Consider the following 16,072-nt stretch of genomic DNA (forward strand, 5'->3'; position numbering starts at 1 on the left):
ATCGCTGCCTCACCGGTATCTTTACACGTGCGGCAGGTAGGGCGGCGACTGGCCGACAGGTCGACTGCTGCACACTGTTAGAGTTCTAGAGTTCACGGAAGTGCTTTTCATGCGGACGATTCCTATCGTTCGCAGTCCATGATCGAGTGTCGCCGAGGCCCGTAACGGCTCCGCAGACACCGACCACCAACGCAGTCGTGCCAGGAGGATCTTTGCTTTCCGCCTTCGTGTCGGCCCTCAGGACTCCTGACCTGAGACGGAAGATCCTTTTCACCCTCGGGTTGGTTGCCCTGTATCGCTTCGGCGCTACGCTCCCATCCCCAGGCGTGGATTACGCCAACGTCAAGGCGTGCATCGATGAGGTATCAGGCGGCGATCAAGCCGGTATCTACTCGCTGATCAACCTGTTCTCCGGTGGCGCGCTGCTACAGCTGTCCGTGTTTGCAATCGGCATCATGCCGTACATCACGGCTAGCATCATCGTGCAGTTGTTGACTGTCGTCATTCCCAAGTTCGAGGAACTCCGCAAGGAGGGCCAGTCGGGCCAGGCGAAAATGACCCAGTACACGCGTTACCTGTCGATCGCCTTGGCGATCCTGCAGGCGACCGGTCTGGTGGCACTCGCATCCCGCGGCCAACTCCTCCAGGGGTGTCAACAGGACATCATTGCCGACCAAAGCATTTTCGGTCTGATCATCATTGTCCTCGTCATGACTGCAGGTGCAGCAGTGGTGATGTGGTTCGGCGAGGTCATCACCGAGCGCGGAGTCGGAAACGGCATGTCGCTGCTGATCTTCGCTGGCATCGCCTCGCGCATCCCGTCCGAAGGCAAGTCCATCCTCGATAGCCGCGGCGGCCTCGTATTCGGTCTGGTGTGTGTTGCTGCACTACTCATCATCGCCGGAGTTGTGTTCGTCGAGCAGGGGCAGCGTCGAATCCCGGTGCAGTACGCCAAGCGGATGGTCGGCCGTAAGATGTACGGCGGATCGTCGACCTACCTTCCGCTGAAGGTCAACCAGGCTGGTGTCATCCCGGTGATCTTCGCGTCTTCGCTCCTGTATCTGCCCAACCTGATCGCACAGCTCACCTCAGCCAGTACTGCGACGGACCCGAGCTGGTGGCAGCGACTCATCAACGAGTACCTGGTCAACCCGGCGAACCCGGTCTACATTGCCATCTACTTCGGACTCATTGTCTTCTTCACTTACTTCTACGTCGCGATCACGTTCAATCCAGAGGAACGCGCGGACGAGATGAAGAAGTTCGGCGGTTTCATCCCGGGAATTCGACCGGGTAAGCCGACCGCCGACTACCTGAACTACGTGCTCAGCCGCATCACGTTGCCGGGCGCTATCTACCTGGGCACCATTGCCGTGCTGCCCAACCTTTTCCTCGACATCGGGAGCTCCGGCGGCGCACAAAACCTGCCGTTCGGTGGCACTGCTGTGCTGATCATGGTCAGCGTCGGCCTCGATACCGTGAAGCAGATCGAAAGTCAGCTGATGCAGCGCAACTACGAAGGGTTCCTCAAGTGAGACTTGTTCTTCTTGGTCCTCCCGGTGCCGGCAAGGGCACCCAAGCCGAGATCCTGTCCGAGAAGCTGGGTGTACCTCACATCTCGACAGGCGATCTCTTTCGCGCGAACATCGGCGAGAAGACCGCCCTCGGGATCGAGGCGAAGAAGTATCTCGATGCCGGAGACCTCGTACCGAGCGAACTGACCGTCGATATGGTTCGTAGTCGCCTGGCCGAACCTGACGCAGTCAACGGCTTTCTCCTCGACGGATTTCCGCGCTCGGTGGGTCAAGCAGAATCGCTCGTCACCATCCTTGCCGATATGGGTGCCAAGCTCGATGGTGTGTTGTCGTTCGTAGTAGACGAAGACGTCGTGGTTGCTCGCATGCTCTCGCGTGGGCGCGCCGACGACAAAGAGGACGTCATCCGCAACCGGCTCAAGGTCTACCGCGACGAGACGGCGCCGCTGCTCGACTACTACACGGACCGGATCCTCACCGTCGATGCAATCGGTGAGGTCGAAGAAGTCAGCGCACGTGCGTTGAAGGCGATCGAGGATCTCGACAACTGATGGCTTTCGGTCGTAAACGCAAGGTAGTGCCGTTCCGCAGCGCTGGCGAGTTGGACGCGATGGCGGCAGCAGGTGCGATCGTCGGTGCAGCGCTGGTGGCCGTGCGGGACGCGGCCAAGCCGGGGGTGTCGACACTCGAGTTGGACAGAGTGGCCGAGGCTGTCATTCGTGACGCCGGTGCAGTCCCTTCCTTCCTTGGGTATCACGGGTTCACCGGAAGTATCTGCTCGTCCGTCAACGATCGAGTCGTGCACGGAATTCCGTCGGCCGAGGACATCCTCGTTGTCGGAGATCTGATCTCGATCGACTGCGGTGCAGTTCTCGATGGTTGGCACGGCGACTCGGCGTGGACGTTCGGAATCGGAGACCTCATCGAGGCCGACGCGTTGCTCAGCGAAGCGACGCGGCTGTCGATGGAAGCTGGAATCGCGGCGATGCTCCCAGGAAATCGGCTCACCGACATTTCGCACGCTATCGAAAACGGAACACGCGCGGCGGAAAAGGCTCACGGTCGTGCTTACGGAATTGTCGACGGTTACGGCGGTCACGGCATCGGTCGCGAAATGCACATGGACCCATTCCTGGCGAACGAAGGCGCTCCGGGTAAGGGGCCCGAATTGGTCGTGGGATCGACATTGGCAATCGAGCCGATGCTCACACTCGGTACCTACGAGACCGAGATCCTGTCCGATGATTGGACCGTGGTGACCACCGACGGCTCGCGAGCGGCGCATTGGGAGCACACCGTTGCGGTCACGGACGACGGACCCCGGATCCTGACTCTGCGCCCCTGAATTGCTTCGGCCGGTGGGTGGTAGTTCGCTCGCTTGGCGTTCGGCGATCTGATGCGAGTGATCGGTGTCTCGCTTGCACAGCGCATCAGGTGCGGCATATCAACATTCAGGTGGGCGAGTCATTGCTTCTTTCCTTCACTTGTAGATGAGCCCATTTGGCCTGGTGAGGGTTTGCCGGTAACATAGGTCGACGGTGCGCCATGCGTGCCGGTTGCTCGCATGCCTACGTAAGTTGGCTGACGGTCGACCGGCCGATACTGCCAGCTCAGACGATTGATATTGCTGCTCGTGCAATAGGATGTCGCCGGTTCTGAAAGTTGACGTCGCCAGCTTCGGCTGAGCGGCGGCGTGAGCATCACGGTAAACGAATCACATATGCAATCAACCAGGTGTACAAAGCCAGGATCGCGGAGGATATGGCAAAGAAAGACGGCGCCATCGAGGTAGAGGGCCGAGTTGTCGAACCCTTGCCCAATGCGATGTTTCGCATCGAGCTCGAAAACGGCCACAAGGTACTCGCTCACATCAGTGGGAAGATGCGACAGCACTACATCCGTATCCTTCCCGAGGATCGCGTCGTAGTGGAGCTCTCTCCATATGACCTCACGCGTGGGCGCATCGTTTACCGCTACAAGTAAGAGCTTCTTCGGCCAGGTCCGGTCGAAGAGAACCATGCTCGAACGTGTTGATTCGTTCTTCGTGAACGGGCCGATGCGCACGAGCTACACACAGGAGATCAACGACGTGAAGGTTCAGCCGAGCGTCAAGAAGATCTGCGAAAAATGCAAGGTGATCCGCCGTAACGGGCGAGTCATGGTGATCTGCGACAACCTGCGTCACAAGCAGCGTCAGGGATAACCACCGAGCACTTCGCTTTCTGCTTGGCACATAGCTAGAAGATGACCTCCCAGCACCAACCGCGACATACGCGTTGCGGCATACCCCCGGCACGGAGGCCGGGGCCCCACTGAGTTTTAGAAGACGGTTGCTTCGAGAAGGATCTGTTTTCAGCAGTACAGAGGCACAGGGGACGGACTGGGAGCAGACCTCCGGACACGAAAAGGATTGCCACATGGCACGTCTCGCAGGTGTTGATCTTCCGCGCGAAAAGCGCATGGAGATCGCACTGACATACATTTACGGCGTTGGCCGTACCCGTTCCAAGGAAATTCTGGTTGCAACAGGGGTCAATCCCGACCTGCGCAGCAAGGACCTGTCCGATGAAGATCTGGGCAAGCTCCGCGAGTACATCGAGGAGTCCCTCAAAGTCGAGGGCGACCTGCGCCGCGAGGTTCAGGCCGACATCCGTCGCAAGATCGAAATCGGCTGCTACCAGGGCCTTCGCCACCGTCGTGGTCTGCCCGTCCGAGGACAGCGCACCAAGACCAATGCGCGCACCCGCAAGGGCCCCAAGCGCACCATTGCCGGCAAGAAGAAGGCGAAGTAATGCCCCCTAAAGCACGCGGTACAGGTCCTAAGAAGACACAGAAGACGCGTCGCAGGGACAAGAAGAACGTCCCGCACGGATCTGCTCACATCAAGAGCACGTTCAACAACACGATCGTCTCGATCACCGACCCCGCAGGCAACGTCATCTCCTGGGCTTCCTCGGGTCACGTGGGCTTCAAGGGCTCGCGTAAGTCGACGCCGTTCGCGGCCCAGCTTGCAGCCGAGAGTGCTGCACGCAAGGCGCAGGAACACGGTGTCAAGAAGGTCGACGTGTTCGTCAAGGGTCCCGGTTCCGGCCGTGAGACCGCTATTCGTTCGCTTCAGGCCGCAGGCCTGGAGGTCGGCACCATCTCCGATGTCACCCCCCAGCCGCACAACGGTTGCCGTCCGCCGAAGCGGCGTCGGGTCTAGCGGGAAGGAAAGGTTTAGAAAATGGCACGTTATACCGGTCCTATCACCCGCAAGTCTCGTCGTCTGCGCGTTGACCTTGTTGGAGGCGACCAAGCATTCGAGCGTCGTCCCTACCCGCCCGGCCAGCACGGCCGCGCGCGGATCAAGGAGAGCGAGTACCTGCTCCAGCTGCAGGAGAAGCAGAAGGCTCGCTTCACCTACGGCGTGATGGAGAAGCAGTTCCGTCTCTACTACAAGGAAGCCAACCGTCGCCCCGGCAAGACCGGTGAGAACTTGTTGACAATCCTCGAGACACGCCTCGACAACGTCGTGTATCGCGCTGGTCTGGCACGCACTCGTCGTCAGGCACGCCAGCTGGTCACCCACGGTCACTTCCTTGTGAACAACAAGCGAGTGGACATCCCCAGCTACCGCGTCTCGCAGTACGACATCATCGATGTCCGCGAGAAGTCCGCGCAGACACTGCCGATCCAGATCGCTCGTGAGAGCTACGGGGATCGTCCGGTGGCCGCATGGTTGCAGGTAGTTCCTAACCGTCTTCGCATCCTCGTTCACCGGGTGCCGGAGCGCGCACAGATCGATGTGCCGCTCCAGGAGCAGCTCATCGTCGAGTTCTACTCGAAGTAAGACGCACCACGCATGTGAGCTCTCGACAAGTTCACATGCGTATGCGTCTCCATACCTGGACGTCAAATAGCGGACGTCCGTACAGGAGGACCACACAATGCTCATTTCACAGCGCCCGACGCTGACCGAAGAGGTCATCGCCGACAACCGCTCGAAATTCGTCATCGAGCCGCTCGAGCCTGGCTTCGGTTACACACTCGGCAACTCGCTCCGCCGTACCCTGCTGTCGTCGATCCCCGGCGCTGCTGTCACCAGCATCCGTATCGACGGCGTCCTCCACGAATTCACTACTGTTCCGGGAGTCAAGGAAGATGTCACCGACATCATCCTGAATCTCAAGGGCCTCGTCGTGAGCTCCGAAGAAGACGAGCCGGTCACCATGTACGTCCGCAAACAGGGCCCAGGCGCTGTTACCGCAGGCGACATCGTTCCTCCGGCCGGCGTCACGGTGAACAATCCGGATCTGCATATCGCGACTTTGAACGACAAAGGCAAGCTGGAGATCGAGCTCGTAGTCGAGCGCGGTCGTGGCTATGTCCCTGCCGTCCAGAACAAGGCATCAGGCGCCGAGATCGGCCGTATCCCGGTCGACTCGATCTACTCGCCCGTGCTCAAGGTCACTTACAAGGTGGAGGCCACTCGCGTCGAACAGCGCACCGACTTCGATCGGCTCGTTCTCGACGTGGAGACCAAGAACTCCATCACCGCGCGGGACGCGCTCGCTTCGGCGGGCAAGACCCTGGTTGAGCTCTTCGGCCTCGCCCGTGAGCTGAACGTCGAAGCAGAAGGAATCGAGATCGGACCCTCGCCCGCCGAGGCCGATCACATCGCTTCCTTCGGACTCCCCATCGAGGATCTGGACCTCACGGTCCGTTCCTACAACTGCCTCAAGCGCGAGGGTGTTCACACCGTCGGCGAGCTGGTTGGTCGTACCGAGTCCGATCTGCTGGACATTCGTAACTTCGGACAGAAGTCCATCGACGAGGTAAAGGTCAAGCTGCACTCGCTTGGTCTTTCACTCAAGGACAGCCCCGCGTCCTTCGATCCGACGACCGTGCCCGGATACGACGCCACCACGGGTACGTGGAGCGACACCGACGCCGGATCCTTCGCTGAAGGCGAAGGCACCGAGCAGGACTACGCCGAGACAGAACAGCTGTAACCAGCTCGCTGGAGCTCTTACTAGGAGATTCAACATGCCCAAGCCCACCAAGGGCCGCCGTCTCGGCGGGTCGGCGTCGCACCAGAAGGCCATCCTGGCCAACCTCGCGACGGCACTCTTCGAGCACGGCCGCATCACCACTACCGAGTCGAAGGCCAAGCGCCTTCGTCCCCACGCCGAGAAGCTCGTGACCCATGCAAAGCATGGCGATCTCGCTCATCGTCGTGAGGTTCTCAAGATCATCAACAACAAAGATGTCGTACACAAGCTCTTCGCCGAGATCGGGCCGTTTTTCGCCGATCGCGACGGTGGCTACACGCGCATCATCAAGACAGTTCCCCGCAAGGGTGACAACTCGCCGATGGCCATCATCGAGCTCGTCAACGAGCAGACGGTGTCCAACGAAGCAGATCGCGCTCGTCGCGTGAAGGCTTCGCAGGCTGCTCCAGCTGCCGAGGCACCTGCCGCGGACAACGTCGTCGAGGCTGTCGAAGCCGACGCGACCGAGGCCGAGGTCGAGAACGCCGAAGCTGTAGTCGATGGCATCGAGGACAACGACGCTCACGCGTCGGACGCCGCCGATGCCGAGGCTGTGTCGACTGAAACCGAAGCCAAGAAGGACTAGTCCTCTTGAGTTTCATGCACGACCGAAGCGGACCCGCCATTCCTTCCGAGGACGGCGGGTCCGCTTCTTTGCGGTCCGCTACCCGACTCCGCTTGGACATTGCGTACGACGGCACGGATTTCTCCGGCTGGGCACGACAGCCCGGCATCAGGACTGTGTGTGGAGTGCTGGAAGACGCATTTTCGACCGTGCTGAGGCAGCGCATCGAGCTGACGGTCGCGGGCCGTACCGACGCCGGTGTGCACGCTTTCGGGCAGGTTGCACACTTCGATGTTGTCGGCGGTATCGACGAGCCGGAGCGATTGGTACGCCGGATGGCTAGGTTCTTGCCCACCGATGTTCGGGTGAAGGCGATTTCGGTCGTTTCGGAAGATTTCGATGCGCGGTTCTCGGCGCTTCGCCGACACTACGAATACAGGTTCAGTACCGCGCGCTACGGAGTCGACCCACTGGAAGTACGAGGCGTGGTGGGATGGGCGCGAGAGATCGACCTCGACGCGATCCGTGATGCATCGTCGAGGTTGTTGGGCCTGCACGATTTCGCGGCCTTCTGTAAGCGCAGGGATGGCGCGACCACCGTTCGCGAGCTCCAACGATTCGACTGGGAACGCACTGCAGACCGCGTCAGTGCCTACGTCAGCGCCGACGCGTTCTGCTGGTCCATGGTTCGCAGTCTCGTAGGAGCGATGCAAGCAGTGGGTGAAGGTCGTCGGACTCCGGAGTGGACCGAGGAGCTTCTGAATACGCGATCGCGGTCGAGTGAAGTAACCGTTGCGCCGGCGCACGGACTGTCGCTGATGGCGGTCGACTATCCGGCCGAGGATGACCTCGTAGCGCGGAACCGGGCGACACGCGAAGTGCGCTCGGCGATCACGCAGCCGGACGGGTGCTGTTAGCCGATCGGTCGGTTGATGGTGGGACCGGGCTACTAGACTTTCAGTGTGACCATGGACCCGATCGGACTTGCCGTCGTTCTAGCCAGTGTCCGGCCAGGACGCGTCGGGCCCGTTGTTGCTGATTGGTTCTTACGGACCGTTTCCGAGCGCAACGACGTCGTGGCTACGAAGATCGACCTGATGGATGCCGCGCTCCCCGCGGACTTGTCGCCGTCTCCTGCAGGGGAGGAGTTCGCAGCAGCGATCGGTGCGGTCGACGCGGTGGTGGTAGTGACGCCCGAATACAACCATGGATATCCTGGGGCGCTCAAGACGGCACTCGATACTGTGAAATATCAGTGGCGGGGCAAGTCGATCGGATTCGTGTCGTACGGCGGACTCGGTGGAGGACTGCGCGCAACGGAGCAACTGCGTCAGGTCGCTGCAGAGTTGCACATGGTGGCGGTCCGCGACAGTGTCGGTTTTCACCGGGTACGCACTGCGTTCGATGAGAACGGTCATACCGACGACAGTGCTGCGGTCGACGCTGCCGGCCGTATGTTGAGCCAATTGCATTGGTGGGCAACGGCATCGAAAGTTCAGTCGAGAGCGTTTCCGTATCCTGGCTGAGTGAGATCGGCGGCGCTTCGCACGCTGCGGGGCCTGCCGATGAATGCGGTTTCCTGCGAAATCGTCACGAGCATCAACTCGGTTTCGTTTCGACCGGCGCGCACCATGATGCGGTCACCTGCGGCGCCGGGTTGGACGATGGAAAGGTCGGGATCCGACATCGGTTCGCGAGGTGGTCTTTCGGTCACGGTCATCACCGTGGTGTCGCCGGGTTGCGAGCGCGCGGGCACCACGACGGCGTCGGCGAAATCCTGCACGAGTACGTCGAATCCTCCTGTGCCTCGGTGTGGGCCGCCGTCGATGAGTAGCCTGTCCGGTGTCGCGATCGAGTCGACGAGGGGCCCCCATGCGTGTGGTCGATCGGACCTGATCAGAACGTGTGCGCCGGTGGCCAGTGCGCGAAATACGAGTTGCTGAGCCAAATACAGTTCGCCTGCCACCAGCACGGTGTCGACGTCTCTTCCATATATCCGTGCTGCGACGCCATGGCCTGTGGTGTCCGACCCGAGAAGCTGGCCGCACCCGGAGATCGGGATGTCCAGGCGCTCGACAATGTCGTGAGGAAGGTCTCGGATAGGTTCTGCATGGTCACGAGCGATGATTGCGAGTGGGAGGGACGCGATCAATGCTTCACGGTGGCGCCCGTTCATCGATATCGCGCCGGGCAGGTCGGGTCGGGGAGCGGCCCCACGGTTCACGAAACGGCATGCGCCACTGATGCGTACACGGGTGGAGCTCGAGCCCGCGGTCAGGCGAAACGCGATCGTTGTCGACAGCGACGGAATTGCCCACAACTCGGTGAGGACAGCGGTATCGATTTTGCGACAGTCGAACCCGAATCCGGTGTCGATGACACCCGGAAGTGGTGCGGATCCCCAGTTCTCGGTCAGGCGGTTGGCGGCGACACCCCGACACATGTGGGAAGCCGTGGACTGAATCTCGCTGCGCACCAGCATTCGCGAACTGATTCCCCTCGCCTCGAGGGCGCGGGCGACTCGCTCCGATGCGACCCACACAGCACGCGATGCCCCCAGTCGGCCCCCTCCGCGTGCGTCGATCGCAGCACGATTGTGCGAGATCTCCAGCGTGACGGTGACCCACACAGTGCGCGTCGCGACTGCTGGTAGCGGCCCGATCAACCGTTCGTAGACGTCGGTTGCCGGTGTACCCGATGCTGTTCGCATTCCGTGAGCGACGATGTCGATGCTGCTCACGGAAATATCGTGTTGAGTGAGACCCTCTGCCAGCGTAGGGAGGTCGAGTCGGGTATCGGTGGATGCTTCCGCACGCCCGAGCCTTGTCATCGCCGCACGGGAAGGGTGTAGTTCGAGAACGCAAGATACGGTGTCGCCTCGCCAGTGAATTCCCGCTGCTCGACCATCGTCTTCCGAGTAGTCTTGCGTTACACCAGGATTCGACCTCGTACGCGAAGCGTAACGAGACGCCGTGGTTGCCCAGTCGAGGACCGGCCGCCCAGCGATCACCAGAAATGAAACTGCCGTTGCGGGTGCGGCCACCGACACGATGACTGCAAGCGAGACGTCGAACGCCACCGCGATCGTAACGCCGAAAGCAAGGACCGACTCGAGTGCGACCAGTCTGGCGATCCTGGGAATGCGCAGCGAAACGAAGTACATCGAGGAACGCGCGGAAATTTGACGGTTACTACCCGACCCAGAACTGCCACGAGAACGTGTTGGCGCAGACAAAATTTACTTTTCCTCCCCCCGAAGGCCACGTAGTCGAGCAGCAGAGCAGCTCGTCGACTCGTGTCCGAGACTGTACCGGGTTTCCCTGCGCGCTGCCCTCGTCAGGATGCCACGGGCGCGGAGGACAGTTCCCATCGTTTGGGGGCTGTAGTCTTTCGCGCGGGATGGGCTCGTATGGGGATCGAGCTCGCAGCGCAGCAGGGGGGGATCTCGTGGCGGCAACGCCCACAACGAAGTGGCAGGTCGGCGGGTATCGATTTCTCGTCCGACGGATGGAACACGCCTTGGTGCGTCGCGATGTGCGCATGCTGCACGATCCGATGCGCTCACAATCGAGGGCTTTGGCAGTAGGCCTTGTGGTTGCGTGTCTGGGTCTTGCAGGATGCGCCGCGTTGGCATTGCTTCGGCCCCAGGACAAAATCGGCGACGCGGCGATCGCGGTAGGTAAGGACTCGGGTGCGATGTTCGTCCGAGTGGAGGAAGCGTTTCATCCGGTTCTGAATCTGGCCTCGGCACGGTTGATCGTCGGTAGCCCGGACAGCCCTGTCATCGTCAAGGAATCCGAGCTGGCCGAACTTGATCGGGGTTCGTTGGTTGGGATACCCGGAGCGCCGTCGAGCCTCCCGCATGAGGAGTCCGGCTTGCCGGAGTCCTGGACCGTGTGCGACACACTCGACTCCACGGGTGCCGTCGCCGGTACGACCGTGGTGGTGGGGGATCCGCACTACGACGAGAGAATCGGTCCACTCGACGACGGCGAAGCCTTCCTCTGGAACACGACGGACGGAACGTATCTGGTGTACGACGGCGTCCGAGCGCGGATCGATCTGGGTGATCGCTCGGTCGTGCGCGCGCTGGGGCTAGAGGGCGCGCGACCATCGAGTGTCAGTGACGGACTTGCGAATGCTGTTCCTGTGGTCCCGGCGATCGTGCCACCGGCGATCGCGCGTGCAGGCGAGATTCCGACCTTCCCGATTGCGGGGAAGACGATCGGTTCGGTCGTGAAGGTGTCGGGTGTCGACGTTCGGTACTACGTCGTGTTGGAAAACGGTATCCAGGCGATCACGGAGTCGACGGCGCAGCTGATCAAGTTTGCCGATTCGCAGGGCAGCCCCGAGATCGATTCCCTCAACCCCGACGTGTTGCCTTCGGCGCCGACGGTGACAGGGTTGCCGGTCGAGATGTATCCGCGGGAGGCCCCGAGGATCGTGGATACGGCCGCCGAGCCGGTCGGATGCTTGACGTGGGTTCCCCAGGCTGCCCCCGACGGTGGTCCTACTGCGCAGTTGGTCATGTCGGCTGGGCGCACTCTTCCTATCGTCGATTCGGCGCGTCCGGTGCGTCTTGCGCAGGCAGACGGGGGAGGAGCGGCTGCCGATGAGGTCTACCTCGAGCCTGGCAGCGGTGGTTTCGTGCAGACCACCGGCATCGAGCCGACGAGTGTGCGACAGGACGCGTCGTTCTTCGTTGCCGATACCGGAGTTCGGTTCGGCGTGCCCGACGCTGATGCCGTCGATGCGTTGGGTCTCGGTGTTCCTGCCCCTGCGCCGTGGCAGATCGTCCAATTGTTGGGCACTGGGCCCACATTGAGTCGTGCCGCGGCACTGACTGCTCACGACGGTGTCGGACCCGATCCCGATGCGGCGCGACTCCCGGCAGGGTGACCGTTGGGGTTTCGGCGCCGAAGTGGCATCGCGATTCCCAACCCCAGCAGGAGTACGACCCCTACGAGGATGGATCCCGTCGTAGCGATCGTCCGTGGCCGAAGATCCGGTGGGTCGGGTACGACGGGCGCCTGCATCGACACCGGGTCGACCGCGGCTGCCGATGCGATTCCCTCCACTTGTGCGGTTACGGCCGCGAGTGGATCGACGATTCCGTGACCGATCAGCGGATTCCAACCATCTGCAGGCTTGTGCGCTGTGGCCTCGATACGTTCGATCACTTGCATCGCGGTCAACTCCGGCCGGTGAGCCCGAATCAGCGCTGCTACTGCGGAGACAAGGGGAGCGGCGAAGCTGGTGCCCTGGATCGGCACAGTATTGCCCTGCCCGTCGACTGTGCCATTGGTCAACCCACTGCCCGTCGGGGACAGTGAGGTCATCGAGGTGCCCGGCGCTGCTACGTCCACCCAGGGGCCACCGAGGGTGAAGGCAGAGGGTCGGCCGTCCGGGTCTACCGAGCCGACGGTCAATACCTGCTCGTCGAACCACGCAGGGGTGGCGATGGTTGCGATTCGATCCCATTGCTCGGCCTCGGGATCGGCTGGCTCGGGTGGAGGGTTTTGACTGCGACATTGAGCTTCACCGCTACCACCGGTATTGCCGGCGGCCGCGACGACAACCACGTTGCGGATGCGAGCGGCATAGTCGATCGCGGCGCCGAGGGGCCCGTCGGCGATCCCCTTACCGCTCGGAACGCACGCGACCTCGGAGATGTTGATGACGGAAGCGCCGGAATCTGCGGCGGTGCGCACGGCCTGCGCCATCGTCATGACGTTGCCATATCCGGATGCGTTGTCTGCTGGTGTCTCCGCATCCTCGTCCCCTGCAGTTCTCTCACGTTGAAATGCGTTGCTGGACTGACGTATCGACAAGATTTGGGCGTCGGGAGCTCCACCGGCGAAACCGCTGCCGGGGACACTCTGTGCAGCGATGAGTCCCGCCACCAAAGTTCCGTGCGCATCACAGTCCGACAACCCGTCGCCGGTGAATACATAATCTCCTCCCGGCCGGAGTCCGGGTAGTCGAGGGTGTGGTGAGACCCCGGTATCGATGACAGCGACTATTTGACCGGCACCACGCGTGATCGGCCACACGGCACGGAAATCGAGTATGCCCTGTGCATCGGGTACGGCCGGCCCGTCGGGGGTGGGCGAAGCGGGCACGCAGAGATTTCGTTGTTCGGTTGGCTCCGGTGGCGCAGGTGGAGCCGGTTCGGGGAGCAGCGCGGGGTCGATGAACGGCCTGTCCGCGGATGCCGCTCCGCCGCCGAGAAAGGACACAGCCACGACGACCGCGACGCCGATCGCGCCGATCGTCCGTGGCGTCAGGGCTCTCACAACCCGCGCATCGCGGCGTACAAGCCGCAGACCCAGCAGACGATGGGAACGATCGCAGCGATCGCCGCGTACTCGACGAGTTCTCCGGCGCGTCGGAGCACCGGCGAATACTCGCGTTGTGGAACGAACGATCCGAAGACGAGTGCTATGACAGCGACACCGATGGCAGCCGCGAAGGGTGTGACCGGTCGATCGGAGATGGCAAACATCGATGCCGTCGACACCGCGAGGACGATGAACGATCCGGCAGCAACAACCGGGACTGCATGGTCGAGTTCGGCGAACGTGCGACCGCGAAGGACGAGGACGAACGCAGTCAGCAACGCCAGGACGACTCCTGGCCAATAGATCTCGGCAATCGGATGACCGGCAAATGCCGCACAGAGCGCCCCGACGGTCGCGGCAGCCGAACAAGCGCAGACAAAACCGGTCAAATAGCTACGGGCTGCGCGTGACACGTCCTCCAGATCTTGGAATGAATGCGAATCCGCTTCGCTCTCTCCGTCGAGCGATGCACCAGCGGTCGGCACCGGCGGCAACGGCATTCGCGCCTGCATCATCGACATCCTTGGTGCGGCGGCAAGCCCCAACAACGCCACTGCGGTGGCGCCGGCACCGATGGCGGACGGTGAAAGAGAGCCGAACAGCATTACCGCAGAAGCTGAAACAGCAATGCCTGAAAGCGCAGCAATACCGGTGAAAAATGCCTCTCCGTGTCCGCCGAGGCGGAGGGCAAGTACCGCGACCGCTCCCGCGACAGCGGCACCGAGCATCAGATGCGCACCGCCCAGCGCACCTGGCACGAAAAGTACACCCGAGGTGAACATCAGTGGCAGAGCGCATCCCGACAAGAAAACTCCGGTTCGCTCGTCCGAGTAGGCACGTCCGACTATCGAGCCGGCGACCAAGAACAGCAGTCCGACAAATGCAGCTGCGATAGCAAGGAAGATATCCGCGGTATACCCGGGACCCCGAGACAACGGCTCTCGAAGAAGACCTGAACAGGCAATCAGAAGTGCGACAGCGGCGATACCGAACCCGACCGACTGGGCAGTCCGAGGCGTCCACAGTCGACTCTCGGTAGCTCCCGACACTGCAACGGCATGCATAAGGTCGTCGAACAGCGGTGACGGCGCGGGAGAGTCGGCATCGCCGAGGACAAGAAGTTCACCGTCGCGGACAACCGCGTCGCTCAGCGTCTGTGTCGCCTCCAGCGGCGGTTGTCCGACTCTGGAAAGAACCCACGACGCCGGCCGACTGCTCTCGGTGTCTGCTCCCTCGCCGCGCACTGCGCGGTTCCCGGCCAGATCGACGATTCCCGGGATCAGCAGCGCGATCGGCACATCGGTGGGAAGCGCCATATCCACTTGCACCGATCGGGCGAGAATCGTCAGTCGGCACAGCTCCATCGCCGCGATCGGCTCGGACGCACCGACCGAACGCCGATGCTCGTTCCCTGGCATCAAGTTCCCCCCGGAATTGATTTGCGGCAATCGCCGCGGGCATTCCGCACGAATGCCGGCAGCGAGAGACTGTACCGTCCCCGTGCCCTGAAGGATGTGTCAGCTACCGCGAACCAAGTGGAAGCGGGATGTCGAGATCAGACTGGGGCCAGTTCGCTGACATCGGCGAGGAGCTCGAACGAGCGCAACCACGAGTGTCGATCCACGACGCCGGATGCAACGATCAGCTCGTCGGCGTTCGCGTGGCGCGCGAATCCATCCAAGTACTCACGGACTACCTCGGGCGTGCCGACTGCCGAATACGTCGTCATTTGGTTGATCTGGCGTCCCTGGGGCGAATCGAGCAACATATCGGCTTCTTCGTCTGTGAACTTACGGCCGCGACCGAGAAGTAGGCTCACTCGGCTTCGCTTGGTGGCGAGGAATTGTCGCTGAGCGTCCTCGTCGGTATCGGCGGCGATGACATTGACGCCTGCAATCACGTGTGGCGATTCCAGCTGCGCTGATGGCTTGAAGTCACGTCGATAGATTGCGACGGCCTGCTCGAGTGCGTCGGGTGCGAAATGCGATGCGAACGCGAACGGGAGTCCGAGCGCGGCGGCCAACTGGGCGCCGAAAAGCGAAGAACCGAGAATGTAGAGCGGTACGTGCGTCCCTGCTCCTGGGGTGGCGCGCACTCCGGGAATCAACGATTCGTCTGACAGGTATGCCTGCAGCTCCTGCACATCTTGCGGGAATCGCTCGGCCGACGACGGGTCGCGGCGCATCGCACGCATGGTGGCTTGGTCGCTGCCGGGTGCACGTCCGAGACCGAGATCGATCCGGTCAGGGTGCAGAGTGGCCAAGGTGCCGAACTGTTCCGCGATGGTCAGCGGAGCATGGTTGGGCAGCATCACGCCACCGGATCCCAACCGGATACGGCTGGTGTTCGCAGCGACGTGCCCGATCAGAACGCTGGTCGCCGACGAGGCGATTGTGGTCATGTTGTGGTGCTCGGCATACCAAATGCGTTGGTAGCCCCATTCTTCGGCTCGCTGCGCGAGCTCCACGCTGGCGTCGAAACTGTCTTTGACGCTCTCGCCTTCGCCGATGAAGGCCAAATCGAGAATCGAGAGTGGAACGGACACGGTGTACGCCTGCCTTTCGCGGAGGAGCTCGAGTACGAAGTGACACACCGGTA

17 protein-coding genes are annotated in these 16,072 nt (G+C 61.9%); 13 read left to right on the forward strand and 4 right to left on the reverse strand.

Annotated features, from left to right (window positions below; all coding sequences use genetic code 11):
- Positions 1-212: 212 nt before the first annotated feature.
- The 12 genes from secY to BJI47_RS06815 all read left to right on the forward strand — a co-directional run bounded on the left by secY (position 213) and on the right by BJI47_RS06815 (position 8,659).
- Entirely contained in the window at positions 213-1,535 is a 1,323-nt protein-coding gene (gene secY, locus BJI47_RS06760; protein ID WP_088943059.1) for a preprotein translocase subunit SecY, read from the forward strand.
- Positions 1,532-2,086: an adenylate kinase gene (locus BJI47_RS06765; RefSeq protein ID WP_088943011.1), complete on the forward strand. Its 555-nt coding sequence runs from the start codon at positions 1,532-1,534 to the stop codon at positions 2,084-2,086. The genes secY and BJI47_RS06765 overlap by 4 nt, the downstream gene beginning before the upstream one ends.
- On the forward strand, positions 2,086-2,880 hold the full coding sequence (gene map / locus BJI47_RS06770; RefSeq protein WP_088943012.1) for a type I methionyl aminopeptidase: 795 nt from the start codon (positions 2,086-2,088) through the stop codon (positions 2,878-2,880). Before BJI47_RS06765 ends, map begins: the two co-directional genes overlap by 1 nt.
- Positions 2,881-3,296: 416 nt before the next feature.
- Positions 3,297-3,518 (forward strand): translation initiation factor IF-1, encoded by a 222-nt coding sequence (infA, locus tag BJI47_RS06775; RefSeq protein WP_005140011.1) that lies wholly within the window; start codon positions 3,297-3,299, stop codon positions 3,516-3,518.
- Positions 3,519-3,624: 106 nt separating this feature from the next.
- Entirely contained in the window at positions 3,625-3,738 is a 114-nt protein-coding gene (rpmJ, locus tag BJI47_RS06780) for a 50S ribosomal protein L36 (protein ID WP_025347279.1), read from the forward strand.
- Between the two features lie 214 nt (positions 3,739-3,952).
- Complete coding sequence (rpsM, locus tag BJI47_RS06785; protein WP_084348466.1) at positions 3,953-4,327, forward strand: 30S ribosomal protein S13; 375 nt, start codon at positions 3,953-3,955, stop codon at positions 4,325-4,327.
- On the forward strand, positions 4,327-4,740 hold the full coding sequence (rpsK, locus tag BJI47_RS06790; RefSeq protein ID WP_084348465.1) for a 30S ribosomal protein S11: 414 nt from the start codon (positions 4,327-4,329) through the stop codon (positions 4,738-4,740). The genes rpsM and rpsK overlap by 1 nt, the downstream gene beginning before the upstream one ends.
- A gap of 21 nt (positions 4,741-4,761) precedes the next feature.
- Complete coding sequence (gene rpsD, locus BJI47_RS06795; RefSeq protein ID WP_084348464.1) at positions 4,762-5,367, forward strand: 30S ribosomal protein S4; 606 nt, start codon at positions 4,762-4,764, stop codon at positions 5,365-5,367.
- Between the two features lie 97 nt (positions 5,368-5,464).
- Entirely contained in the window at positions 5,465-6,529 is a 1,065-nt protein-coding gene (locus tag BJI47_RS06800) for a DNA-directed RNA polymerase subunit alpha (protein WP_088943013.1), read from the forward strand.
- 34 nt (positions 6,530-6,563) lie between these two features.
- A complete protein-coding gene (rplQ, locus tag BJI47_RS06805) occupies positions 6,564-7,154 on the forward strand; it encodes a 50S ribosomal protein L17 (protein WP_088943014.1) in 591 nt (196 codons plus the stop codon).
- A 14-nt stretch (positions 7,155-7,168) separates the two neighbouring features.
- Complete coding sequence (truA, locus tag BJI47_RS06810) at positions 7,169-8,050, forward strand: tRNA pseudouridine(38-40) synthase TruA (protein WP_088943015.1); 882 nt, start codon at positions 7,169-7,171, stop codon at positions 8,048-8,050.
- Between the two features lie 51 nt (positions 8,051-8,101).
- Entirely contained in the window at positions 8,102-8,659 is a 558-nt protein-coding gene (locus tag BJI47_RS06815) for an NADPH-dependent FMN reductase (protein WP_088943016.1), read from the forward strand.
- Here BJI47_RS06815 and eccE read toward each other — a convergent pair.
- The gene (eccE, locus tag BJI47_RS06820; RefSeq protein ID WP_088943017.1) at positions 8,629-10,296 is read right to left on the reverse strand and encodes a type VII secretion protein EccE; all 1,668 of its coding nucleotides are present in this window, start codon (positions 10,294-10,296) and stop codon (positions 8,629-8,631) included. The genes BJI47_RS06815 and eccE overlap by 31 nt on opposite strands.
- 284 nt (positions 10,297-10,580) lie before the next feature.
- Between eccE and eccB the strand changes: the two genes are divergently transcribed.
- Positions 10,581-12,032 carry a type VII secretion protein EccB gene (gene eccB, locus BJI47_RS06825; RefSeq protein ID WP_088943018.1) on the forward strand — a complete coding sequence of 484 codons (1,452 nt, stop codon included), beginning with the start codon at positions 10,581-10,583 and terminating at the stop codon, positions 12,030-12,032.
- Here eccB and mycP read toward each other — a convergent pair.
- From mycP to BJI47_RS06840, 3 genes are all read right to left on the reverse strand, one after another.
- On the reverse strand, positions 11,981-13,420 hold the full coding sequence (gene mycP / locus BJI47_RS06830; protein WP_303393526.1) for a type VII secretion-associated serine protease mycosin: 1,440 nt from the start codon (positions 13,418-13,420) through the stop codon (positions 11,981-11,983). The two genes, eccB and mycP, sit on opposite strands and share 52 nt — an antisense overlap.
- A gap of 5 nt (positions 13,421-13,425) precedes the next feature.
- Entirely contained in the window at positions 13,426-14,892 is a 1,467-nt protein-coding gene (gene eccD / locus BJI47_RS06835) for a type VII secretion integral membrane protein EccD (RefSeq protein ID WP_125458667.1), read from the reverse strand.
- Between the two features lie 137 nt (positions 14,893-15,029).
- The gene (locus BJI47_RS06840; protein WP_088943061.1) at positions 15,030-16,019 is read right to left on the reverse strand and encodes an LLM class flavin-dependent oxidoreductase; all 990 of its coding nucleotides are present in this window, start codon (positions 16,017-16,019) and stop codon (positions 15,030-15,032) included.
- Positions 16,020-16,072 lie beyond the last annotated feature (53 nt).

The sequence above is a fragment of the Rhodococcus sp. 1168 genome (genome assembly GCF_002091955.1).
Taxonomy (GTDB): domain Bacteria; phylum Actinomycetota; class Actinomycetes; order Mycobacteriales; family Mycobacteriaceae; genus Rhodococcoides.